Here is a 21,971-nt window from a genome sequence, read left to right as displayed (position 1 = left end):
ACCTTGTCTCACCCGCTCAGTCAACTTGGCCAGTCGGGACGAACGACGAGCCCCACCCAGCCCAGCTGCCGGGTGACCACGAACGAACGAGCGATCATGAACCGGGAGGGGAGGGACGTCACGCCTCCTTCAGAGGTTGTTACGGGCGCGGAAGGCGCTGGGACTCACGCCTCGATGGCGTTTGAAGGCAGCGCTGAAGCCGAAGGCATCGGCGTAGCCGACGGACTTGGCGATCTGAGCGATGGAGGAGTCGGTGTCGGACAGGAGTGCCTCGGCCTCGTCCATACGGCATTCGGTGAGGTAGGTCAGTGGGGGGCGGCCCATCACCTTGGTGAAGTGTTTGGCGAACAGCGCGCGGGAGACAGCGGCTTCGGTGGCGAGCGCCTCTACCGTCCATCTCCTGGACGGCCGGGCGTGGAAGGCTTCGAGAGCGGGGGCGAGGATCGGGTCGGCCAGGCTGCGATACCAGGCGGGAGCCTCCGAGCCTGCCTGCTCGAACCAGGTACGCAGCGTGCACACCAGGGCCCAGTCCAGCAGTCGGTCCATCAGAGCCTGGGAGCCGGCCGAGCGCAGGGCGGCGTCGGCGGCGGCCGTCTCCAGCCAGTCGCAGACCTCCGTGTCCTCGTTGATCACGAGGACCGGCGGCAACGCGCGGAGCAGTCGTTCATGGCGATGGCCCGATGCACGGTACGCGCCCACGATCAGTGCGGTTGCTGCGTCCGGTTCGTTGCCCCAGCGGATGCCGCCGAGGTCTTGGGCAGTGCATTCGGCATCCGCTGCGAAGCACGCGATTTCGTACTCGACACGTGGGCGGTCGGGGGTGGCCGACCGGTCCACGAGGTCAAACGTGTCGGGGCCGCGCACGATGACCGTGTCGCCGACGCCGACCGCTTGTTCGGTGCCGTCGGGCAGCAGCAGAACGCCACCGCCCCGCAGCACGCTGACCATCGTGAGCGGGGCGCCGTCGACGAAGCGGATGGTCCAGGGTGCTTCCAGCACGGCGTGGCATACGACCGAGCCCTCGGCCCGGATGCCACTGAGCAGCGCACTCAAAGGATCCACAGCCGTCATCGTAGACGAACTCCTATGCGGCAGAGCGTTTCCCCTATGGATCGTCTAAAGGATCACGGCTGTACTGGACTGGTCGAACTGACCGAGACCAGCCAGGAGAAGACGTCGTGTCGCACCGCAAAAGCGCTGCCAGGACCGCACTTGTGGTCATCGCACACCACCGGGCCGATTCCCTCACCGCGCACACCGCCCGCCGTACCACCGCGCTACTCGAGACCGCCGGTTACCGCGTCGACCTGCTCGACCTGCACGCCGAAGGGTTCGACCCGCGGATGAACGTGGCGGACCAGCCGGACTGGGGCAACCGGGAAAAGCCGTACTCGGACGAAGTCCAGGCCCATATGCGGCGCGTTCTCGACGCCGACGTCGTCGTCGCCGTGTTCCCCGTGTACTGGCAGAGCGTGCCCGCCCTCCTCAAGGGCTGGATCGACCGCGTGTGGAACTACGGATTCGCCTACGGCCGCAGCAAGCCCCGCCTGGCGGGCAAGCGCATGCTGTGGCTGGGCCTGGCCGGCGCAACCTCCGACGACCCCATCACCGAGGGAATGCAGGCCGTGCTGGAGACCAACCTCAGCGAGGGCATCGCCTATTACTGCGGATTCTCCTACTCCTCCGTAGCCCTGCTCCCCGACGCCGAGGAGCGCCCGCAGCGCATCGACGCCAAGGGCAATCTGCTGGTCGGCGACGCGGTTGCGGGAGTCGAGCGTGAGGCGCAGTATGCCGAGTTCGACCGCCGCGCGCGGAAGGCCGTGGAAGAGTTCCTCGCAGCGGAACGGGCGGCGGCCTGAGGACCAGGAACCTCTAAGGTGCAGCGGGTCATGATGGCGGCTTCGGCGCCACCGACGAGAGCGCGACTGGCGACGGACGGTCCGGGCCCTGGGGACGAGCGCGTCCACGCCCGGAACATCCGCGAAGTGGTCCTGCATCAGCGGCTACGGCGACGCCGCTACGCCCCACCCGCGACCCCCGACTCACGCAGTGCCGTCTCAAGGAGCGCCCCCGCCGCCCAGCGCATGACCTCCTTCGCCTCCTCGGGGCCAAGGCCGCAGACGTCACGTGTGGAGACGAGGGCCTCGACGCCGTAGACGAGCACGACCGCCATGATCAGCCGGCGGTGTGCGGCGGGCGGGAGGGTGTCGGCGAGGGGCTCCAGGGCGGCGCGCGTCAGGTCGAGGCGGGTCCGGTTGCGGATCGGGGTGTCGTCGTCCGGCTGCTCACCCTTGTCGGCGGACTGGGCCCAGCGCTCCAGGCTGACCCGCAGCAGCGCCCGCCACATGGCCTCGTCACCGAACTGGGTGTCGGCGATCCGGGAGACGACCATGTCAAGCCGCTCGGCCGGGTCGGCCGGCAGGTCGGCCAGGACGTCCGGGGTGCGCACGAGGGTCTGCGCCTCCTGCAGCAGCACCGCAGGGCTGGAGAAGTAGCGGTACGCCGTGGCCGTGGAGACCTGCGCCGCCTCCGCGGCGTCGGCGATCGTGACCGTCCGCCCCTGCCGGAGCAGCGTGACGGCGGCGTCGATGAGGGCGCGGCGGGTGCGCAGCTTCTGGTTCCGCCGGCCATCGCCCACGCCGTGCGCTCCCCCTGCCGCCCCCTCCGTACTCCTCACGCCCTGCCCACTCATGAGAATTGCCCCTTGTTATGAGAAAGCTCTTCTCATTACGCTATCACTGTCTCACTACGGGGGCTGCGGCCCGGTCCGGGCGCGCAGCGCGAGAAGAGAGGGGACGCGATGTCCTCCACGACCACACCCGCGGACATGGAAGCTCTGATCCAGGCCCATATGGCGGCCGAGGAGCGCGGCAACCCGGAGGGGTCGGTCGCCGTCTACACCGATGACATCGAGCACGACGTCGTGGGAGAGCCCGGCGGCCCGAAGCACGGCATCCCGGCGGCGCTGGAGTTCTACCGCGGGTTATGCCAGGACTTCCGCGCCGAGAAGGAGGAACGGACCCGCACGTACTACGCGGACGACGCCGTCACCATCGAGAACGTGATGACGGGCACCGTCCCGGGCTCCATGCTCGGCATCCCGGGCAACGGCCGCCGCATCTCCTTCCGGGTCCTGCACGTCTTCGAGTTCCGGGCCGGGAAGATCTCCCGCGAGAACGTCTGGCTGGACAGCGCGGCGATCATCGCCCAGCTGACGGCTCCGGCCCAGGAAGGGCAGCCGTGATGAGGGTCCGCACGGAAGAGACCGAGCACGCGGGCCGCCGGGCGTTCCTGCTGCGGAGTGCCGGCGTGACCGCGGCCATCGCCCTGGCCACGGTCCCCGCGCCCGAAGCCGCCGCCGCCTCGGGGCTCCAGGACCGGTGGCGTTTCTGCACCAAGTGCTACGGGATGTTCTACGACGGCTACATCCTCCCCCCTTCGGGATGCCCCGGCAGCGCCAACGGGCACGAGCCGGCCGGGTACAACTTCACCCTGCCCTACGGCACGGACGAGAACCCCAACGCCCAGCAGAACTGGCGCTACTGCTCACGCTGTTACTGCCTCTTCTACTTCGGCTACCCGAGCGGCGGCTGGTGCCCCCTGGGCGGCTCCCACAGCGCGGCGGGCTACAACTTCGTCATCCCGCACGACGTTGTCGAGACGCCCGGCTCCCAGGCGTACTGGCGTTTCTGCACCAAGTGCTACGTCATGTTCTATTGGGGCTACCCGACCAAGGGCCGCTGCACCGCCGGGGACGCCCACAACGCGGCGGGCTACAACTTCGTCATCCCGCACAAGTAACAGGGGCACAAGCAACGGGACCGGCGGGCGCAGCGGCTCGGGGCTTCTGCCTGGCCGCATCCCCGGCGGGCCGCCGATCTCCTCGGCCATGACGCGGCCCGCCTCGAACTCCGGGTTCTCGCCGGGTCGGTGTCGAGGCCGTCCAGTTCCCCCGTGGAGCAGCGCGGCTGCGTAGGACACGGTCTGCTCGGGCGGGGCGTCCGCGACCGCTGCGGGAGGCTGCTATCTCCGTGCGGCCGCGGCGATACGGCCGGGCTCGGAAGCGGCCAGACCCGCTCCCACACGCGCCGCGGTCTCTCGCAGCCAGATGTGGGCCGCGTCGTGGGTGTGTACCGGGTGCCACCACAGTGCCTCCTGGAGAGGGACCGCACCGTAGGGCGGTTCCATGAGGCGTACGGCGGCCACGCCGCGCATCAGTTTGGCGCTGCTGTACCAGGGCGATCCGGCGGGTGCCGGCGACCAGGAAGGGCAGCGCCTGGAAGCTGTCGACGGAGATCTCCACGCGGGGATCGACGCCGAGCATGCTCAGCTGCCGGGCGGCCGGAGCGTCGTAGGCGCGCTGGTAGACGACCCAGGGCAGCCGTGCCAGGTTGTCCATGGTCAGCCGGTCGCCGACCTCGTCGTTCGTCTCGGCGACCAGGAAGGCCCAGCGGTCGGGGAACAGGTCGACGGCGGGGACCGTCGTCGTCACCGGCGCCGCGCGCGGCCAGGGCGCCGCCGAGGCCGAGGCCCTGACCCGCGAGGGCGCCCACGTCATCGCCACCGACGTGACCGAGGCCCCAGGCTGCCGCCGCCTCGACGTCACCGACGAGGAACACTGGGCGGAACTGGCCGCCGAACTGAGGGAGTCGTACGGCCAGGTGCACGGCCTGGTCAACAACGCGGGCATCACCTGGCGCGCCCGCCTCGGCGAAGTGACCCCCGACGACTTCGCCCGAGTCCACACAGTCAACGTCACCGGCCCACTGCTGGGCATCCAGCACCTGACGCCGCTCATGCCACGAGGCTCGTCCATCGTCAACGTCGGCTCCACCGCCGCGCTCAGCGGCCACTACCCCGTCGCCTACACCACCAGCAAATGGGCCCTGCGCGGCCTGTCGAAGACGGCCGCAACCGAGCTCGGCCCGCGCGGCATCCGCGTCAACACCATCCACCCCGGCTTCATCGAGACCGAGATGACCGCCTCCGCCGCCCCCGCCTTCCGCGAGGCCAACATCCGCGAGACCCCGCTCGGCCGCACCGGCACGGTGGACGAGATCACCCCGCTCGTGATCTTCCTCCTGTCCGACAAGTCCTCCTTCATCACCGGCGCCGAAATCCCGGTCGACGGGGCCTCACCGCCCACGGCGGCGTCAAGTCCATCTCGGACGCACTGAGTTCAGCTGCTGGGAACTCGACGCCTCCGAGTCCGGAGGTGAATTGAAACGGCTGGAAGGAAGACGGCCCTGCTGTCGTCGGCGGCGACCTGCGGCGTGAGCCCGTGCGGAAGAAGGAGCCCCGTACGGCATCCGCGCGAACCGCGTCAGCCCCGTGGGTCATCGACACCGAAGCCACGCGCAGCGACCTGACGACCGGCGACCGAATCCATGCGGACCATCGCCCACCGCATCCCCCTCGGCCGCGGAGGGCTCCCCGAGGAGGTCGCCGCTATCTTCCGCCTCCGACGAGGCGTCCTACATCACCGGCTTCATCCGGTACTTCCTGTGCCGATGTGGGCGAGCAGTGAAGCGGTGCCGTCCTCTGCGGCGATCCCCCGGGCGAGTTCGGCCGCGCGTCGGCGGTGAGCCGGCTCGGAGAGGCTGGCCGTGATCGCGTCGCCAAGGGCTTCCGCGGTGAGGTCCTGGAACGGCACAGGCCGCGGGGCGACTCCCAGCGCACACAGTCGAGATGCCCAGAACGGCTGGTCGGCCATGACGGGAACGGGCACAGCGGGCACGCCGGCGCGCAGTCCGGCCGCGGTGGTGCCTGCCCCGGCATGGTGGACGACGGCGGCGACGCGGCGGAACAGCCAGTCGTGTGGAACGTCTCCGACGACCAGGATGTCGGAGCCGCAGCCGCTCAATTCCGCCCACCCCGCCTGCACCACCGCGCGCACGCGTGCCCGCCTCACCGCCGCGGCCACCAGCTCGCTGAGCCGTTCCCCCTGTCCCGCCGCCATACTGCCGAACCCGATGAACACCGGGGGCGGGCCGGCTTGGAGGAAGTCGACCAGTTCGGCCGGGGGGTGCCAGCCGTCCGGCCGCGCGGGCCACCAGTAGCCCGATACTTCGGCCCAGGACGGCCAGTCCTCGGGGCGCGGCACGACCAGCGGGCTGAAGCCGTGGAAGACCGGCCGGGTGTCCCCCGGCGCCAAGGACGTGCCGGCGGGCAGCCCGAGGCGGGCGCGCAGCCTGGTGACGGCGCCCGCGAAGGCTCCTTCCGCGCGCCTCAGCACATCCCGGCCCGCGGCAAAGTTGTCCTCCGGCCTCAGGCCCTCTGTGCTCCGCGCGTTGGGCAGCGGGAACTGCCTGGTGGCGAAGGCAGGTACGAGGTAGGTGCCGATGACGGGGACGCCGAACGCTTCGCCGGCCGTCCGACTGAGCGGTGCCGGGCCGAAGGCCGTGAGGAGCAGGTCGGCTCCGCCCGCCATGGCCTCCGCCACGCCGTCGGCGAGCCCGTCCGTGTAAGCCCTCGTCAGCGCTTGGACCTCCTCCCGCGACGTCGCTCTGTCCCAGTCCCGGATCAGTCCCTGCGGGTCTCCCGGCACAGGCCGGTAGTCGAGACCACACCCGCGGACGAGTGCCTCGAAGCATGGGTGAGCAGCCACGGAGACCTGATGACCGGCGTCCAACAGTCGCCGCCCGAGGCCCGTGTAGGGCGCGACGTCTCCCCGCGACCCGGCGGTGGTGATCAGAATGCGCATGGAGTGATTCTCCTCGGCGGTCGTCCGACCACGGTCGCCTGCCGCGGAGCTCCCTCGGCCCATCTGACGGCTGCGACGCCGAGTCGATGTGTGCTGTCGTTACTCAGGTGCTGGAAGGGCTGCTGTTTCCATCGGTCGCGGGTGTCGCGGTGCTGTCGGCCGACGTGGACGTTGAGTCGGTGAACGTTCGGATCAAGTCCTTCGTCGAGCGGATCGAAGGGCTGACGCGGCGCCACGGCAGGTGGACCGAGCAGGTACGGGCGGTGCTCGCCGCGGTCGGGCCGGCGATGGCCGGGGCCGTGGGCGGTCTGCCGTCCCCCGACGCCCTGGCCGAGGAGCTGGACCTTCGAGGAGGCGTGGCTCAGGGAACGCGCAACGCACGTGGGATCTGGGAGAGTTGAGGCGGCCCGAGGGGGGAGTCGACGTTCCGGGGACGCCGGACGGGGAGGGGTGGCGGGGCGATGCGGGTACTCGTGGTCGAGGACGACGAGGAGATGGCACAGGTCGTAGCGGTGGGGCTGCGCCGCGCGCACATGGCTGTCGATCTGGCATTCGACGGGACGGAGGCGCTGGAGCGGATGCTTGGCGCCGACCGCGACGCGTACGACGTGGTCGTCCTGGACCGGGACTTGCCCGGGACGCACGGCGACGACGTCTGCGCGTCGCTGATCGCCGCCAGTTGCCGCAGCCGTGTGCTGATGCTCACCGCTGCGGCCACGTCGGACGACATCGTGGACGGGCTGGGCCTAGGGGCCGACGACTATCTGCCGAAGCCCTTTGACTTCCCGGTCCTCGTCGCCCGGATCGCGGCGCTTGCTCGCCGCGCCCACCCGGCCCTGCCGCCCGTGGTTCGCCACGGTGACCTCATGGTCGACACCGCCCGGCGGACCGCCGTCCGGACCGGCCGGCCGTTGGCGCTCACGCCCAAGGAGTTCGGCGTTCTTGAACTGCTCCTGACCGCCGGGGGCCGTGTCGTGTCCGCCGAGGAACTGCTCGAACGGGTCTGGGACGAGAGAGCCGATCCCTTCACCAGCGCTGTGAAGATCACCGTGAGCCGTCTGCGGGCCAAGCTCGGGGCACCGCCAGTCATTGAGACGGTGGCCGGTAGCGGTTACCGGAGGATCTGAGGGGTTGTCCGGCCGCACGTCGTTGTGAGCAGCAGAGGACCCAGCCGAAAGGTCGCCGCGTTCGTATGCCCACCCACATCCGTAGCCTCGTCCGCGGCCTGATCCGCGCCTTTCGCGAACTCCGAGGCCTCGTCACCACCGCCGTCCGCCGGTTCACGGGCCGGAGCGTTCGCGCCGGCTGGCCCCGCCGTACCGTGCGGCTGCGGCTCACTGCCCTGTACGGGGGGCTGTTCCTGGTTTCCGGCGCGGCACTGCTGGCGGTCACCTACGGGCTGGTGGTCGGCGCCGTCGACCGTCCGCCCACCGTCGTCAAGCACGCGGTGGCAGTGGGCGGTCCCAGCCCTGGCGCGGTCAGCGGCCCGGCGCCCCACAGCTGGGAGCCGCCGCGCGCCACGCCCGGCGACCAGGCCGCCACGGAGGACTCCGTGCAGAAGGAGGTACAGCGGACCGTGGACCACCAGAAGTCCGCCATGCTGCACACGCTGCTCGTCCAGTCCGGGTTCGCCCTGGCGCTGATGTCACTGACATCCGTGCTGCTCGGATGGGTGGTGGCCGGCCGTATCCTGCGCCCGCTGCGGACGATCACCTCCACCGCACGGGACATCTCGGCGACCAGCCTGCAACGAAGGCTGGCCCTGAACGGCCCGCGGGACGAACTGCGTGAGCTGGGCGACACGTTCGACGGCTTGCTGGCCAGGCTCGACCGTTCCTTCCAAGCGCAACGGCAGTTCGTCGCCAACGCCTCCCACGAGCTGCGTACGCCGCTGGCACGCCAGCGCGTGCTGGGCCAGGTCGCCCTGGCCGATCCCGAGCCGACCGTCCAGTCCTTGCGGACCGCGCACGAGCGCATACTCGACGCGGGAAACGAGCAGGAACGGCTCATCGAAGCGCTGCTCACCCTCGCCCGCGGCCACGCGGGCATCGACGTGCGGCGACCCTTCGACCTGGCCCGGCTCGTCGAGGAGGGCGTCGCCGGGCGCAGTACGGAGCTGCGGGAACGGCGGGTGACACTGCGCGCTTCGACCGGCGCGGCCGCCACCTCCGGCCATCGGGCGCTCGTCGAACGGCTGGTCGCCAACCTGCTGGACAACGCGATCCGCTACAACGTGCCCGGCGGGCAGGTCGAGGTCACGACTGGTACGGAGGCCGGTCGCGCCGTCCTCACCGTGGCCAACACCGGCCCGGTCGTGCCTGCAGACGCCGTCGAGCGCCTACTCCTGCCCTTCCAGCGACTCGACCCGACCCGCCCTGCCCGCACCAGCCGCACCGCATCGTCCCAAGGGCTCGGCCTGGGCCTGTCCATCGTCTCGGCCATCGCATCCGCCCACGACGCCACGCTCACCGCCGCCGCGCGACCCGAGGGCGGTCTGGTCATCACCGTCGCCCTCCCCGCGGCAGCGACGAAACCGCGCTGAAACCGCCCGCTCTGTAGAACGTCTGTCGGCGCAGCCGCATCCGCAGCGGCGACGCTCCGTCCGTAGGACTGACGCGAGTTCGGGAGCACCCCACATGAGCAACGACATGCCCACTGCCGACATGCCGGCTGAACCAGCCCGGGCCGCACCGGCCGAAGCCCGAGGAACAGCATCCGAAAGGGACGAATCCGGGCTGCTCCGAGCCCTGTTGGCCGACCCCGCGCCGGCGAGCCGGCAGGCCGGCCGCCGCCGGATCCGGATGACCCGACATCGGCGCGCAGTGACCGCGGCCGGCGCGACCGTACTGGCCGGCGGCATTCTCATCGCCGGCAGTGTTCTCGATCTGGACATGGCCGCCTCCGCCGATCCGGCGACCACGACAGGCGCCGTCAGGCCCGCCGCCTGCGTACCGCAGGACCCGACTCGTCCCCAGCCGCCCGCGCAGCAGCCGCTCCCGACATCCGTCAGTACGGTGGGGCAGGCGTACTACTGCCTGTTGGACCACTACTACGGCGGTTCCCGGCTCGACGACCGCGAACTGCTCCAGTACGCCTTCCAGGCCGTGGTGCGGGAGATACGCAGACGCGGGGTCGACCAGCCGAACGCCGTGCTGCCCGCGCTGACCGGCCACCGCGACAAGGACTGGTCGCTCTTCGCCAGGCGGCTCCACAAGGTGCTGGACGCGGTGCCTGGCGACCAAGCGCTGCACTCGTCGCTCGCGGTCGCCGCGGTCCAGGGGATGCTTGCCGCCCTGCACGACAACCACGCCGGGTACCAGGGCCCTGGCGGTCCGGGCGGCCCCCTGCAGGACCCCCACCCGTGGGGCCTGGGCATCGGCCTGAACTACACCCTTCCCCGGGCGGAGACTGCCCCGGACTTCACCGGGCCGCTCTTCCTCAGCACGGTCGGCGCGGGCACCCCCGCCGCCGCTGCCGGGCTCAAGCCGGGCGACATCATCGAGTCGGTGAATGGCGTCCCGGCCTTCACCAACGGAAAGCTCAACTCCGGAATCCTGGACTACCTCCGCCCGCCGTACCCGCAGCGCGCTCCGGTGACCCTTACTGTGCGGCGGCCCGCGACCGGCGAGACCCGGCAGGTGAGCGTCACCCCCGGCGAGCTGGCCCCGCAGCCCAAGCCGCATGTGGACGCCACCCTGGTGAACGGCAGCGTCGCCCGCATCCGCTTCGACGCCTTCTACCCGGGCGTCGCCCAGGATGTCCTCAAGGCCATCGCCGATCTTCAGGCGACAACCAAACTGACCGGCATAATCTTCGATGTGCGCGGCAACCGCGGCGGGGTCGCCGCCGAGGGCAACGTACTGCTGGGTGCTTTCGTCCACGACGCCACGGTCATGTCCTTCTGCGACGCCAACGGCACCTGCGAGCCCCAGCGCGTGGACGACAGCACTCCGCTGCTCCACCTGCCGATGGTCACGCTCACGGACGACGGCTGTGCCTCCGCATGCGACGCGTTCGCGATGGGCGTCAAGGATCTCCACCTGGGCACGCTCGTCGGCACCCGCACCGCGGGGGCGAACTCCGGCCCCGCCCAGCTGTACGCGCTCAACGACAACACGAGCGTGATCCGGTTCCCCTCGCAGCGCGCCATCGGTGCCAACGGCGAGATCATGGACGGCATCGGCGTCCCCCCGGACTTCTACGCGCCACTGACCGCGGCGGACGCGTCCGCGGGCAATGACCCGGCCCTCGCGAAGGCGGCAGCGATCCTCAAGCCGTAACCCCGTCCAGCCCACCTGCCCCTCCCGATGTCCCCGCACGGTCACACGGTGCGGGGACATCTCGTGCCGGCGGCCGTACCGATGAGTTTGGTGCGTATCCGCAGTCGATACCGCTGGGTCCGCCGACAGCGGTGGACCTGTGCTGGAAACGTTCCAGCGCGGGGGAAGCACATGGAGGCAGTGATGAGCGTCGACCACTCCGAGCAGGGGACCCGGGTGAGCGGTCCCAGGGTGTTGGTGGCGGGGGCGAGCGTCGCGGGACCCGCGCTGGCCCACTGGCTGCGCCGGTGGGGGGCCGAGGTGACCGTGGTGGAGCGGGCTCCTGAGCTACGTCCCGGCGGGCAGGCCGTGGACGCGCGCGGGGTCGCCAAGGAGGTCATCGCACGTATGGGGCTGGACGCGGCGGTCCGCGCGGCGTGCACCGACACCGCCGGCGCGCACACCGTGGACGTGGACGGGCGGGTACTGGAGACCTTCCGCGCGGACGACCACGGTGGCGACGGGTTCATCGCGGACATCGAGATCCTGCGCGGGGACCTGTCCCAGGTGCTCTACGACGCCACCCGCGACGGAGTCGAGTACGTCTTCGGAGACCGGATCGCCGTGCTCGCCCAGGACGCGGACGGGGTCGATGTGGTCTTCGCGAGCGGCGACCGGCGGCGCTTCGACCTGGTGGTCGGGGCCGACGGGCTGCACTCGGAGTTGCGGGCGATGGTCTTCGGGCCGCATGAGCGGTTCCTGCGCCACCTCGGGCACATGCTGGCCTTCTACAGCGTGCCCAACGAGTTCGGGCTGGACCGGTGGCTGCTGGAGTACCAGGACCAGGAGTCCGGGCGTTCAGCCCTCCTGCGACCCATCCAGGACGCCACGCGGGCGATGGCCATGTTCTACCTCGCCTCGGCCGACTTCGACGTCGACTACCGTGACGTCGCGGCCCAGAAGCGCCTGCTGCGTGAGCGGATGGCGGGCCTGGGCTGGCTGGCCCCGGACATCCTCGCGCACCTCGACGACACCCCGGACTTCTACCTCGACCAGGTCGCCCAGGTGGTGATGGACCGCTGGTCGAGCGGACGGGTGGGGCTGCTCGGGGACGCGGCGTTCAGCTCGTCGCCGATGTCCGGGCAGGGCACCGGGCTGGCACTGGTCGGCGCCTACGTGCTGGCCGGAGAGCTGGCCGCCGCCGCGTGGGATCCCGACACAGGGTTCACGCGCTACGAGGCGCGGATGCGCTCGTTCGTCGAGGCCAACCAGGAGATCGGCCGGTTGAACGCCCGCAGCCGTGAGGTGCCCGGGCCAGACGCCGAGCCGCTCCCCGATTTCGCCGGCGAATGGTTCACCGATCTGGTCGGGCGCGCGATCAACGGCATCGAGCTGCCCGATTACGCGGGGGCGCCGAGCTCCGCAGCCCCGGCCGGGTCGCCGATCACCTCGTCAGCAAAGCCGTAGGTGTCACAGTAACCGCCCGGCGGCAGCCCGGCTGGGGCCTGGCTCCTCAGGAAGTGCCGTCCGCGGGTACGGGTTCGGTGAGGGAATGCGGCAGGTCGCCGCCGCCTCAGCAGCACTGGCGCAGCCCCGGGGCATCCCGGCACACCTGCCTGTCCACGTCCTGGTCGGCGAACTGGATCCGCTCAACGCCGGACTCACGCTGAGTGACCTGCTCGTCGACCGCTACCGGCAGGCCGGCCTCACCGACATCACGTACCGCGTCTACCCCGGTGCGCGGCACGAGCTGTTCAACGAGACCAACCGCACGGAAGTCGAGAGCGACCTGCTGGCCTGGCTGGAGCGGATACGCCTTCCGACGTGCCCGTGACCGCACGGGTCGTCCAAATCAAGGGCATCACCCAGCGAATGCTCACCTCGGCGGCCTAAGTTGCCGAGGTGATGGCGCAGTTCGAGGCGCGTCTGACTACGCCGCCGTACCGGCTGGTCGCCCACCACGCCTCCACAGAAGCCGGAGTCGTCGCCCCCAACCCTGCGGTCGCGGCCGACCGACGCGCGGAGATCCTGGGCCGCCTCAAGGGACACGGCATCGCGTCGCCTGACGTCCTTTCAACCCCGTAACACCCTCTTGCCGCAGTGCCCTGCTTGGGCGAGACGGGCGGGCTGATGAACCCGTGCTTCCCTTCCGCGTCGAGTCCACCGGGCAGGATCCCTCCCGTACAGCGGAGGCCCAAGCTCTCTGTGGTCTGCCGGAAACTGATTGATCCGTTTACCCTCGGGCAGTGTGTGCAAAGGACTCCTCACAGGCACCGGGCGCATCGCTCCATCCTCCGCCGACTCACTCAGGTGCCAGGCACGTTATGCCGCCCGGTGACCTCCCGGGAACCGCTGTGGCCGGCGGATGACCGATGAGCAGCGCCCGGCGTGGCTGACGCGCAACGTCAAGGTCCTGTGCGGGGTGTCCTTCCTGCAGGACGCGGCCAGCGAACTCCTCTACCCGATCCTGCCGATCTTCCTGACCGTTGTGCTCGGTGCCCCACCCGCCGCGGTCGGCGCCATCGAGGGCCTGGCCGAGGGAGCCGCGTCGGTCACCAAGGTAGCCGCCGGGCGTCTGGCCGACCGATTCACCCGCCGGCCGCTCATCGGCACGGGCTACGGGCTGGCCGCGCTCGGCAAGCTGCTCCTCGCCCTCGCCACCGCCTGGCCCCTTGTCCTGGTGGCCCGGGTGGTCGACCGGCTCGGCAAGGGCATGCGCGGCGCCCCCCGCGACGCCCTCCTTGTCGAAGGCGTCCCACACCGGCAGCGCGGCAAGGTGTTCGGCCTGCACCGGGCCGCCGACACCGCCGGCGCCGTGGTCGGTCCGCTGGTGGGCCTGGCGCTGTATGAGGCCCTCGACCACCATCTGCGGCCCCTGTTCTGGGTCGCCGTCCTCCCGGCCGTCGCGTCCGTCGCCCTGGTCGCCGCTGTCCGTGATCCCCGATCCCGCACGGCCGGCGACGGGACAGCAGCCGTGGACGCCCGTACACCATGGCGTGCCCTGCCCCGTCGCTACTGGCGCGTTCTGACCGTGCTCCTCGTCTTCAACCTGGTCAACTTCCCCGACGCTTTGCTGCTGTTGCGCGCCCACGACCTGGGCCTTTCCACGGCCGGTGTGGTAGGCGCCTACGCGGTATACAACCTCGCCTACGCGGCCTTGTCCTACCCGGCGGGCGCTCTCTCCGACCGGCTGCCCCGGCCTCTGGTCTTCTCCGCCGGCCTGGCCTTCTTCGCGGTCGGCTATCTCGGGCTGGGTCTCATCGGCAACCCGTGGATGGTGTTCGTGGTGCTGCCCTTGTACGGCGGCTTCAACGCCTGCACCGACGGCGTCGGCAAAGCCTGGATCTCCACGCTGGTTCCCGCCCGCCAACAGGGCACCGCCCAAGGCCTCTACCAGGGCGCCACCGGTGCGGCCGTCTTGCTCGCCGGCCTGTGGGCGGGGCTCGCCTGGGGCACCGACGGCCGCCTCCCGCTGCTGGTTTCGGGCGGCGTCGCGCTCGCCCTCGCCATCGCGCTCGCGGCCCGGGCCATCAAGTTGACCCGCCCGCCCAGGAGTTGGTGACAGGTTCCGGTCAAAGATTTGTCCAAGTGCCGGACGTCTTCTGTATGCGGTGGTCGGGTTCTCCACGACGGCCGTACGCCCACCCGTTTTCGGAGGATCTGGTGTCAGCACCAACCCGTAAAAGACGATGGCTCACGATCTGTGCCATCTCCGCATCCGCCGCACTCGTCGCGACACCCGCAGGAGCTGCGGCAGGCAACACAAAGCGCCCGTTCGGGGCCCGCACCCTCGCCCAGCTCGCCGCCGAACGCGCGCACTCCATAGGCGCCATGAGCCCCAGGCTGACGGCCGACGACGGCGGAGACGATGGCAACGAGGCGGACGAGATAGCCGAGGGTGCGGATCAGTACGCCGAGGCCCGCACCTCGCCCGGCATCGTCTCCCCCGGGGCGTACGGCGCCGCCTGGACCAGCCTGACCAAGCTTCCGAGGACCAAGGGCAGTTGGCGCAATGTCACCGACCTGCCCTACAACTCCGACGACTCCCGCTACCGGGACATCGACTCCAACTCCAGCGGCGGCTCGGGCAATGTCACCGGCCGCATGGCCGCGGTCGCGGCCGACGACGACGGATACGTGTACGCGGGCAGCGCCGGCGGCGGTGTGTGGCGCTCCCAGCGGGGCGGCGGGCACTGGAAGCCCATCAGCGACAAGCTGCCCTCGCAGTCGACCGGCGCGCTCGCGCTGGACGGGGCCGGCCGGCTGTGGCTGGGCACCGGCGAGGCGAACACCAACGCTGACGCCTACCTCGGCAGCGGCGTGTACGTGCTGACCGACCCGCACCACGACACCTTCTCCACCCGCAGCCGGGTCGGCGGTGACGAGCTGGAGTCCACCACCATCCGTCAGCTCCGGTTCGGCGGCGGCAAGGTGTGGGCGGCGACCAACGAGGGCGTGTGGAGTCACTCCACCAAGACACTCAAGGGCGCCTGGAAGCTGGAGTACGCGCCCAACCCCGACTATCTGCCGGGCGGTTCGAAGGCGCACGACGACGCGGCCGCCTACAAGAACATCACCAACGACATCGCGATCGACCCCCAGCACCCCTCGAAGGTGATCCTCGCGGTCGGCTGGCGCAACGGAGACGACTACAACGGCTTCTACACCAAGGTGGGCGGTGCCTGGACGCGCGTCACCAGCGGCTTCGGTGACCTGCCCACCGACGCGGACAACGTCGGCACGGTCACCTTCGCCCCGGCCGCCGACGGCTCGCGCTACTACGCCATCGACCAGTCGCCCGAGCAGATGGCCTCCAACCCGGACAGCGGCCTCATGGGCATCTACAGCGCCGCCTCCCCGTTCGGGCCCTGGACGAAGATCGCCGACTACAAACAACTGGCTGCCGACGGCTCGGCGCTGACCTCCAGCGGCTACATGCCCGGCGTGCAGGCCTGGTACAACCAGTTCCTGACCGTCGACCCGAGCGACCCCAAGCACGTGTACGCGGGCCTGGAGGAGGTCTACGAGTCCAAGGACGGCGGCACCACCTGGTCCACCGTCGGCCCGTACTGGAACTTCACCTTCTCCTGCTGGAGCATCGACCCGGCCAAGCAGAGCGGTGACTGCAACCAGACCACCCACTCCGACCAGCACGGCGTCGCCATCGGCCGCTACCACGGCAAGAGCTTCGTGTACGTCGGCAACGACGGCGGCGTCTACAAGCGCCCCGTCAACGGCTCGCAGGACGCCTCCGGCCACGCCACCGACTGGACCTCCCTCAACGACGGCACCATCGACACCCTGCAGTACTACTCGGTCGGCGTCGGCAAGGACCTCGACCACGGCGGAGTCTCCGTCACCGGCGGCCTCCAGGACAACGGCCAGTCCGTGCTGCGTAGCAACGACACCGTGATGGGCTCCAACTTCGGCGGCGACGGCGGCGACACGCTCACCGACCCCGCCAACGGGTGCAACATCGCGGAAGAGTACGTCTACCTCGCCGTCCAGATCACCCAGAACTGCGCGGTCAACGACGGCAGTTGGGTGACGGACCCGAGCAAGGCGACGTCGTACAACGTCGCCCCGGCCGACAACACCACCAGCGAGGCCCGCTTCATCGCCCCGCTCGCCGCGGACGCCAAGGACAGCAACACCTGGATCGCGGGCGGCCGACACATCTGGGTGCAGACCCACGGCTACGCCATCCGCAGCGGTTCCGAGTGGAAGAGCGTGTACGACCTGGGCGCCGGACGCGCCGCGACCGCCGTCGCCGCCTCCGGCGGCAAGGTGTACGCGGCCTGGTGCGGCCCCTGCAACAACCAGGGCTTCGCCCGCGGCATCTCCGTCGGCAACGCGGACGGCACCGGCTGGCACGACATCACCCTGCCGGTGAACGGTACGGTGCCCAACCGTTACCTCAGCGGCTTCGCCGTCGACCCGAGGAACGCCGACCACGTCTACCTCGAGGTCAACGGCTTCTCCCGGCATTGGACCGAGGGTCCGGGAGCGGGCGTCGGCCACGTCTTCGAGTCCACCGACGGCGGCACGACCTGGAAGGACATCTCCGCCAACCTGCCCGACGTGCCGACGAACTCCGCCGTCGTCACGGCGAACGGCGGCCTCGCCGTCGCCACCGACCTGGGTGTCGTCTACCGCGCCCCAGGCCACACCCAGTGGCAGCGCGTCGGCGAGCTCCCGGCCGTCGCCGTGCTCCAGCTCAAGCTGAGCCCTGACGGCCGCACCCTCTACGCGGCCAGCCACGGGCGCGGCATCTACACCACCAAGGTGCGCGACCTGGACTGACGTACCCCGTGAGATGCGGGAGGGGCAACCCGGTCTCTCCGGGTCGCCCCTCCCGCGCTCCTCCACGTACGACGCAGTGACTTCGTTTTGTCGCGGACGGACCGCCGTATGTTCGGCTCACTGCACCGGGTACGCCGCCACACTCAGCCGGAGGGTGAAGAGGGTGGCGCTCTGCGGACCCCAGGTGACGGTCGCTGAGCCGGTGCGCGCGGCCCGCACCGTGACCCTTGCGCCGCCCCTGCTGTCCGTGGTGGCCGAGGTCACCAGCGCGAACATGGGGTTGCTGCTGCGCGGCTGCGGCCAGGCACGCTGGGCCCGGGGCTTGAGGATCACGGTCACTGTCGTACCCGATCGCACACACAGGGTGCGGACGGAGGGATCGTCGACGCCATGGGTGATGGTGACGGGCCCCGCGAGACATCCCGTGGACGCGGAGGATGTCCCCTGAGGGCTCGGAGCCCGCGTCGACTCCGATGCCTGCGGTTGTGCCGTTGCCGACTCCGTCGGGGAGGGCGAGTTGGGGGTGCTCGGCGTGCTGAAGCTGCTCGCCGAGGGCTCGGTCGTGGGCGGGGTCGCGGAAGGGCGCGGCGGGGCTGAGTCCGCCTCTGAGTCACCGCCGCTGCCTCCACAGGCGGTCAGGAGACAGCAGAGGGCGACCAGGACGGCCGCGAGTAGGGGGCGGGTCCGTCGGCCGCGTCTGCTGTCCTCCATCGTCATGACCACTCCCTCGCGCCACTGGACGTCGCGCCACTGGACGTCACTGCGACGTCCGGAGCCGCAGTTCGGTTCCCGTCATCCCTGGCAGCTTCCCGGCACGGCCTTCCGCCCCGACACGGCGGCCGGCTCCACCACCGGCCCCTACTTCTAGGACACCTCGGTGTGCTTCGGCGCCCCGTGCGGACTGGTTCAACCGGGCCAGGTGCCGGTCAGACTGCGGGTGGCGGTGGCGCCGGCGCGGTCGACGGCAGCCTTGACGGCGGCGAAGATCGCGCCCTGAAGGGCGGCGGCCACGACCACTTCGCTCCAGGTCCGTTCCTCGTCGGTGGCGTCGGGGGCGTCCTCGTCGTGGCCGAGCACCTTCCACGCCTGTTTGAACAGGGCGCCGGCGACGACGCCGCTGACGGCACCGAGCGCCAGGCCGACCGGCTTGTAGGCGATCTTCGATGCCTTCACCGCGGTGACTCCCTCCGGCGGTAGGCCAGCCACACCAGCACGGCGGCACCGGCGGTCGCCAGCAGCAGGGCGCGATGCTCCCGAGCCATCCGCGCGCCTTGTGCGGTGGTGTGCAGTACGGGTTCCGGGGCCTTGTCGTGCCACAGCTGTCCGGCCTGGGCCGCCTTGGCGCGGGCTTGCTCAGCTGTGTGGGCGGCTTTGTCCTTGACCGGGTCGGGCAGCTTGTCCTGCGCCTGGTGGGCGAGATCGGTGGCCTTGGTCTTCAGTTCGCCGGCCTTGGCTGTGGCCTGGTCCTTCACCGCGGTCGCCTTTTGCTGGGCGCGGGCCTTGACGTGGGTCTTGGCGGCGAGCGCCTCGACGGTCTCGCCGAGTTCGGCGCGGGTCTGCTCGACCTGCTCGCGCAGCTCTTCCGGGGTGGCGGTGGGATCGTCGTCGGATGCCTGGGTCATCGCTGTACGCTCTCCTTGATCGTGGCCACGTCGGCCTTCACGTCCTCGAACGTCTTCTCAGGTACGGGCGGTGCGGCCTGGCTGACCTGCTTCTTCCCACTGAGGGCCATCACCGCGGCAACCAGCCCCAGCACGGCGGTCACGATCAGCGCCGCAGCCCACACAGGCAGCGGGACGGCCAGGGCCGCGATGGCGGTGGCCACCAGGGCCTGCAGCATCAGGAAGCCGACCACTCCGGCGCCACCGAACAGCCCGCCGCCCTTGCCGTAGCGTTTGCCCTTCTCCTTCATCTCCGCCTGCGCCAAGCGCATTTCCCCGCGCACCAGCTCCGTCAGCTGTTGCGAGGCCCGCTGCACCAGCTCGCTCACCGGCTCCTGGACGGAGTGGTGCGAGCTGGGGTCGGGCCCGGACGCATACGGCTGCGTGCCCGTCACGACGTTCACCTCCCGCTCTCGTTCCAGTCGGCGGGCCGGGCACTCCGGCCTTCGCTCAGCGCGCGAGTACCCCGTATGCCCAGATGGGGTAACGCAGCCGGCCCCGGGAATCGGCTGTGAGATTTTTGGCGCGCCGGGCCTGGTAAAACACTGACCTGTGGGTATCCAGGAGCGCGAACGCAAGGTGTATCGGCCGCTGCGGAGGGCCGGCCTTGAGGTGATCCCGAACGCCGTACCGGACGGCACGATGCCGTTCGTCTTCGGATTTGGTCCCGAGGACATCGTCGGTGGCTTCTCTCACCGGTACGAGACCCCACGGCTTGTCGAGCGTCTCAACGACGACTGGTACGACCTGGCGGTTTCCTCAGGTCTTTTCGACCAGCGGCGCGAGTTCCTCGTCCTGCTTCCGGAGGGCACCCGTACGCACGGCGCCTTCTTGCAGGACTTGCGCTGGGGCCGCCGTGGCGCACCGGCGGTCTGGACGAAGGTCCGGCTCCTCGAGCGCTGGGACATCATGGGCCGGGGTGCGGCATCGGCGTTCCTCGGCATCCGCGCGGGCCATCCGGGCTTCGGCATGATGGCGCTCGACAGCAGTGTGTACATCAGTTGCTCGACGGGTGAAAGGGGCGTCGACGTAGTGGCGGTGAGCCACCCCGACCGCTCGGAGAACATCCTGCGGCATTTGGAATGGCTCGCGTCGCGGAGGGACAGTCCCTACTCCGACCGCGAGTTGCAGGAGCGGATCGCCGTATGGCTCGCGGGCCGCGCACCCAGTGCTGTCAGCTGTTCCGACCGATGACCACGCGGCCCGGTGGACGAGGCCGGCGAGGTTGCCGTTGTCCGGCTGATCATGTGACGCGCCGCTGGGAGCGGCTGCTTCAGCAGGTGAGGGTCATGATTCGTCCAGCCGCCGCACATCCTGTTCCTCCCACTTCCGGGTGTCGCGCGGCTGGGTGTAGGGCTCCTTCTCGGGCGGCATGCCGCCGGCGATCGCCCGCTGCCGCACAGTCTCCGCGTCGAACTCCAGGCCCAGCAGGATCGCCAGGTTGCTGATCCACAGCCACAGCAGGAAGACGATGACGCCGGCCATGGTGCCGTAGGTCTTGTTGTACGAGGCGAACTCGGCGACGTAGAACGCGAAAGCGGCGGACGCGACCAGCCAGATGACCAGGGCGAGGACGCTGCCCGGTGTGACCCACCGAAACCCCTTCACCCGGGCGTTCGGCGCGGCCCAGTACAAAATCGCGATCATGATCGTGACCAGCACCACCAGGACGGGCCACTTGGCGATCGACCACACCGTCAGCGCGGTGTCCCCGATCCCCAGCGTCTTCCCGGCCTCACGGGCCAGAGCGCCGGTGAACACCACGATCAGGGCGCTGACCACGGCCAGCACCAACAGCACCACCGTCAACCCGACCCGCAACGGCAGAATCTTCCACACCGGCCGGCCCTCCGGCATGTCGTAGACGGCGTTGGCAGCGCGGATGAAGGCGGCGACGTATCCGGATGCCGACCACACCGCCAGGACGATGCCGACAAGGGCCATGATCGAGCCGATACCGGCGTTGTTCTGCAGTTGCTGAACGGCACTGGTGATGATGTCCCGGGCTGAGCCGGGAGTGAGATGGCGGAGATTCTTCAGCACCGCGTCCGTGGCGGACTTTCCGGCCAGACCGAGCAGCGACACCAGGACCAGCAGGGCCGGGAACAGTGACAGCACGCCGTAGTAGGTCAGCGCGGCGGCCCGGTCGGTCAGCTCGTCGTCCTTGAACTCCCGCAGGGCACCTTTCAGCACCGCCCCCCACGCCGTCTTCGGCAGCTGCGTCGGCGTATCCGGCGCGCGCCGCTCCACCGCGGGCCCCGGGCCCACCTCCTCGGGCGGCGGGACTTCGCGTTCGGGAGCCTCGTCGCTGCTGTCGTGTGCTGTCCGATGCGGAAGATGCAGCTTCATGGCCGCCGAGTACCCCCACGCTCCCACGACCCAACCAGGCCATAGACGCGGCTGGCGTCGCGTGGGCGGTCCGCGGCCCCTCCCCTTGGGCCTGACCTGCCCGCCCCCGCCGGGCCTGGGCTGCGCCCCCGCCGCACCTGGGCTGATTCCTCTCCAGTGGCGGCCGACGTGGATCTGCGTGCCACTACGCTGATCACCGACGATCGCCAGGCTGCGCGAGAACACCCGCGGCGGTGACTTCGCCTTGGGTGGGCACCGGCAGCTTCCACCTGACCGGCCTCTCCGACCGCGACCCGCGGCACAAACTGCCGGTCGTCGAGCAGCTGGCGGCCGCGCTCTGCACCGCCGCCCTGGTCGCCCTCGCCGCCACGCGCACCTTCCCGGTGAAGCAGCCGCCCTCGGGGACGCTGATGAGCGCCATGCATCTCCGCCCGCGAGGGAGCGAAGGACGAGGTCGCCCGTCTGATCCTCGACTACGCCGAGAAGCTGCGCGAGGAGGAGGGCAACCTCGTCTTCCACGTCCTGACCAAGCAGGCGAATCCGCGTGCTTTCTGGATCTACAAGGTCTACCGGGACGAGGACGCCTTCCAGGCGCACCTCAAGGCTCCTTACGGCGGCCCGTTCAACACCGTGCTCCCCCCTGATCGAGGAGGATGCCTCGGTGCTGACCTTCCTCGTCCCGGTCGGCTGACCTTC

21 protein-coding genes and 3 pseudogenes are annotated in these 21,971 nt (G+C 70.3%); 15 read left to right on the top strand and 9 right to left on the bottom strand.

The genetic code is table 11. The features are described 5' to 3' along the window. Positions 1 to 129: 129 nt before the first annotated feature. On the bottom strand, positions 130 to 1,062 hold the full coding sequence (locus tag ACZ5NW_RS07895; RefSeq protein ID WP_468743016.1) for an AraC family transcriptional regulator: 933 nt from the start codon (positions 1,060 to 1,062) through the stop codon (positions 130 to 132). A 116-nt stretch (positions 1,063 to 1,178) separates the two neighbouring features. On the opposite strand from ACZ5NW_RS07895, the gene ACZ5NW_RS07890 reads away from it, so the two are divergent. Beyond that, complete coding sequence (locus ACZ5NW_RS07890) at positions 1,179 to 1,859, top strand: NAD(P)H oxidoreductase (protein ID WP_468742838.1); 681 nt, start codon at positions 1,179 to 1,181, stop codon at positions 1,857 to 1,859. Positions 1,860 to 2,017: 158 nt separating this feature from the next. On the opposite strand, the gene ACZ5NW_RS07885 is transcribed toward ACZ5NW_RS07890, so the two are convergent. Further along, positions 2,018 to 2,638, bottom strand: a complete 621-nt coding sequence (locus ACZ5NW_RS07885) for a TetR/AcrR family transcriptional regulator (protein WP_468742837.1) — start codon at positions 2,636 to 2,638, stop codon at positions 2,018 to 2,020. Between the two features lie 189 nt (positions 2,639 to 2,827). Here ACZ5NW_RS07885 and ACZ5NW_RS07880 point away from each other — a divergent pair, with 189 nt between their 5' ends. Continuing rightward, positions 2,828 to 3,244 (top strand): nuclear transport factor 2 family protein, encoded by a 417-nt coding sequence (locus ACZ5NW_RS07880; protein WP_468742836.1) that lies wholly within the window; start codon positions 2,828 to 2,830, stop codon positions 3,242 to 3,244. Continuing rightward, positions 3,244 to 3,801 carry a hypothetical protein gene (locus ACZ5NW_RS07875; RefSeq protein WP_468742835.1) on the top strand — a complete coding sequence of 186 codons (558 nt, stop codon included), beginning with the start codon at positions 3,244 to 3,246 and terminating at the stop codon, positions 3,799 to 3,801. Before ACZ5NW_RS07880 ends, ACZ5NW_RS07875 begins: the two co-directional genes overlap by 1 nt. A 222-nt stretch (positions 3,802 to 4,023) precedes the next feature. On the opposite strand, the pseudogene ACZ5NW_RS07870 reads toward ACZ5NW_RS07875, so the two are convergent. Further along, positions 4,024 to 4,492 (bottom strand): annotated as a pseudogene (locus ACZ5NW_RS07870) (LysR substrate-binding domain-containing protein); the annotation flags it as partial. Here ACZ5NW_RS07870 and ACZ5NW_RS07865 point away from each other — a divergent pair. Continuing rightward, a pseudogene (locus ACZ5NW_RS07865) lies at positions 4,482 to 5,224 on the top strand (SDR family NAD(P)-dependent oxidoreductase); the annotation flags it as partial. The pseudogenes ACZ5NW_RS07870 and ACZ5NW_RS07865 overlap by 11 nt on opposite strands. Positions 5,225 to 5,488: 264 nt before the next feature. On the opposite strand, the gene ACZ5NW_RS07860 reads toward ACZ5NW_RS07865, so the two are convergent. Next, complete coding sequence (locus ACZ5NW_RS07860; protein ID WP_468742834.1) at positions 5,489 to 6,703, bottom strand: glycosyltransferase; 1,215 nt, start codon at positions 6,701 to 6,703, stop codon at positions 5,489 to 5,491. 107 nt (positions 6,704 to 6,810) lie between these two features. Here ACZ5NW_RS07860 and ACZ5NW_RS07855 point away from each other — a divergent pair, with 107 nt between their 5' ends. The 8 genes from ACZ5NW_RS07855 to ACZ5NW_RS07820 all read left to right on the top strand — a co-directional run bounded on the left by ACZ5NW_RS07855 (position 6,811) and on the right by ACZ5NW_RS07820 (position 17,265). Further along, complete coding sequence (locus tag ACZ5NW_RS07855; protein WP_468742833.1) at positions 6,811 to 7,104, top strand: hypothetical protein; 294 nt, start codon at positions 6,811 to 6,813, stop codon at positions 7,102 to 7,104. 60 nt (positions 7,105 to 7,164) lie between these two features. Then, positions 7,165 to 7,830 (top strand): response regulator transcription factor, encoded by a 666-nt coding sequence (locus ACZ5NW_RS07850; protein WP_468742832.1) that lies wholly within the window; start codon positions 7,165 to 7,167, stop codon positions 7,828 to 7,830. A 65-nt stretch (positions 7,831 to 7,895) separates the two neighbouring features. Continuing rightward, positions 7,896 to 9,245, top strand: coding sequence for a sensor histidine kinase (locus ACZ5NW_RS07845; protein WP_468742831.1), 1,350 nt, complete (start codon positions 7,896 to 7,898; stop codon positions 9,243 to 9,245). 280 nt (positions 9,246 to 9,525) lie between these two features. After that, positions 9,526 to 10,983: a S41 family peptidase gene (locus ACZ5NW_RS07840; protein ID WP_468742830.1), complete on the top strand. Its 1,458-nt coding sequence runs from the start codon at positions 9,526 to 9,528 to the stop codon at positions 10,981 to 10,983. A 183-nt stretch (positions 10,984 to 11,166) separates the two neighbouring features. After that, positions 11,167 to 12,429 (top strand): FAD-dependent monooxygenase, encoded by a 1,263-nt coding sequence (locus tag ACZ5NW_RS07835; protein ID WP_468742829.1) that lies wholly within the window; start codon positions 11,167 to 11,169, stop codon positions 12,427 to 12,429. Between the two features lie 85 nt (positions 12,430 to 12,514). Next, positions 12,515 to 12,796, top strand: a complete 282-nt coding sequence (locus ACZ5NW_RS07830) for an alpha/beta hydrolase (protein WP_468742828.1) — start codon at positions 12,515 to 12,517, stop codon at positions 12,794 to 12,796. A 531-nt stretch (positions 12,797 to 13,327) separates the two neighbouring features. Then, positions 13,328 to 14,524, top strand: coding sequence for an MFS transporter (locus ACZ5NW_RS07825; RefSeq protein WP_468742827.1), 1,197 nt, complete (start codon positions 13,328 to 13,330; stop codon positions 14,522 to 14,524). A 101-nt stretch (positions 14,525 to 14,625) separates the two neighbouring features. After that, positions 14,626 to 17,265: a WD40/YVTN/BNR-like repeat-containing protein gene (locus ACZ5NW_RS07820; RefSeq protein ID WP_468742826.1), complete on the top strand. Its 2,640-nt coding sequence runs from the start codon at positions 14,626 to 14,628 to the stop codon at positions 17,263 to 17,265. Between the two features lie 117 nt (positions 17,266 to 17,382). Here the strand turns inward: ACZ5NW_RS07820 and ACZ5NW_RS07815 are convergent, their stop codons facing one another. Then, positions 17,383 to 17,598, bottom strand: coding sequence for a hypothetical protein (locus ACZ5NW_RS07815; protein WP_468742825.1), 216 nt, complete (start codon positions 17,596 to 17,598; stop codon positions 17,383 to 17,385). A 382-nt stretch (positions 17,599 to 17,980) separates the two neighbouring features. Between ACZ5NW_RS07815 and ACZ5NW_RS07810 the strand changes: the two genes are divergently transcribed. After that, entirely contained in the window at positions 17,981 to 18,133 is a 153-nt protein-coding gene (locus ACZ5NW_RS07810) for a hypothetical protein (protein WP_468742824.1), read from the top strand. 38 nt (positions 18,134 to 18,171) lie between these two features. On the opposite strand, the gene ACZ5NW_RS07805 is transcribed toward ACZ5NW_RS07810, so the two are convergent. From ACZ5NW_RS07805 to ACZ5NW_RS07795, 3 genes are read right to left on the bottom strand one after another with little or no spacing between them, the layout of a single operon-like run. Next, the gene (locus tag ACZ5NW_RS07805) at positions 18,172 to 18,438 is read right to left on the bottom strand and encodes a DUF4235 domain-containing protein (protein ID WP_468742823.1); all 267 of its coding nucleotides are present in this window, start codon (positions 18,436 to 18,438) and stop codon (positions 18,172 to 18,174) included. After that, positions 18,435 to 18,887 (bottom strand): DUF3618 domain-containing protein, encoded by a 453-nt coding sequence (locus ACZ5NW_RS07800; protein WP_468742822.1) that lies wholly within the window; start codon positions 18,885 to 18,887, stop codon positions 18,435 to 18,437. The genes ACZ5NW_RS07805 and ACZ5NW_RS07800 overlap by 4 nt, the downstream gene beginning before the upstream one ends. Next, entirely contained in the window at positions 18,884 to 19,255 is a 372-nt protein-coding gene (locus ACZ5NW_RS07795; protein WP_468742821.1) for a phage holin family protein, read from the bottom strand. The genes ACZ5NW_RS07800 and ACZ5NW_RS07795 overlap by 4 nt, the downstream gene beginning before the upstream one ends. Before the next feature lie 223 nt (positions 19,256 to 19,478). Between ACZ5NW_RS07795 and ACZ5NW_RS07790 the strand changes: the two genes are divergently transcribed. After that, positions 19,479 to 20,120: a hypothetical protein gene (locus ACZ5NW_RS07790; RefSeq protein ID WP_468742820.1), complete on the top strand. Its 642-nt coding sequence runs from the start codon at positions 19,479 to 19,481 to the stop codon at positions 20,118 to 20,120. 93 nt (positions 20,121 to 20,213) lie between these two features. Here the strand turns inward: ACZ5NW_RS07790 and ACZ5NW_RS07785 are convergent, their stop codons facing one another. Beyond that, positions 20,214 to 21,275: a YihY/virulence factor BrkB family protein gene (locus ACZ5NW_RS07785; RefSeq protein ID WP_468742819.1), complete on the bottom strand. Its 1,062-nt coding sequence runs from the start codon at positions 21,273 to 21,275 to the stop codon at positions 20,214 to 20,216. Positions 21,276 to 21,698: 423 nt separating this feature from the next. Between ACZ5NW_RS07785 and ACZ5NW_RS07780 the strand changes: the two are divergent. Continuing rightward, positions 21,699 to 21,966, top strand: a pseudogene (locus ACZ5NW_RS07780) (putative quinol monooxygenase). Positions 21,967 to 21,971 lie beyond the last annotated feature (5 nt).

It is taken from the genome of Streptomyces sp. NPDC032126 (assembly GCF_055580085.1).
This window is presented reverse-complemented; position numbering and strand designations above follow the sequence as displayed.

Excerpts from the sequence above, each read along its gene's own strand:
- ACZ5NW_RS07800 (WP_468742822.1), bottom strand. The coding sequence starts at position 18,887 with ATGACCCAGGCATCCGACGACGATCCCACCGCCACCCCGGAAGAGCTG.
- ACZ5NW_RS07810 (WP_468742824.1), top strand. The coding sequence starts at position 17,981 with ATGACCACTCCCTCGCGCCACTGGACGTCGCGCCACTGGACGTCACTG.
- ACZ5NW_RS07825 (WP_468742827.1), top strand. The coding sequence starts at position 13,328 with ATGACCGATGAGCAGCGCCCGGCGTGGCTGACGCGCAACGTCAAGGTC.
- ACZ5NW_RS07850 (WP_468742832.1), top strand. The coding sequence starts at position 7,165 with ATGCGGGTACTCGTGGTCGAGGACGACGAGGAGATGGCACAGGTCGTA.
- ACZ5NW_RS07880 (WP_468742836.1), top strand. The coding sequence starts at position 2,828 with ATGGAAGCTCTGATCCAGGCCCATATGGCGGCCGAGGAGCGCGGCAAC.
- ACZ5NW_RS07875 (WP_468742835.1), top strand. The coding sequence starts at position 3,244 with ATGAGGGTCCGCACGGAAGAGACCGAGCACGCGGGCCGCCGGGCGTTC.
- ACZ5NW_RS07835 (WP_468742829.1), top strand. The coding sequence starts at position 11,167 with ATGAGCGTCGACCACTCCGAGCAGGGGACCCGGGTGAGCGGTCCCAGG.
- ACZ5NW_RS07785 (WP_468742819.1), bottom strand. The coding sequence starts at position 21,275 with ATGAAGCTGCATCTTCCGCATCGGACAGCACACGACAGCAGCGACGAG.
- ACZ5NW_RS07830 (WP_468742828.1), top strand. The coding sequence starts at position 12,515 with ATGCGGCAGGTCGCCGCCGCCTCAGCAGCACTGGCGCAGCCCCGGGGC.
- ACZ5NW_RS07860 (WP_468742834.1), bottom strand. The coding sequence starts at position 6,703 with ATGCGCATTCTGATCACCACCGCCGGGTCGCGGGGAGACGTCGCGCCC.
- ACZ5NW_RS07845 (WP_468742831.1), top strand. The coding sequence starts at position 7,896 with ATGCCCACCCACATCCGTAGCCTCGTCCGCGGCCTGATCCGCGCCTTT.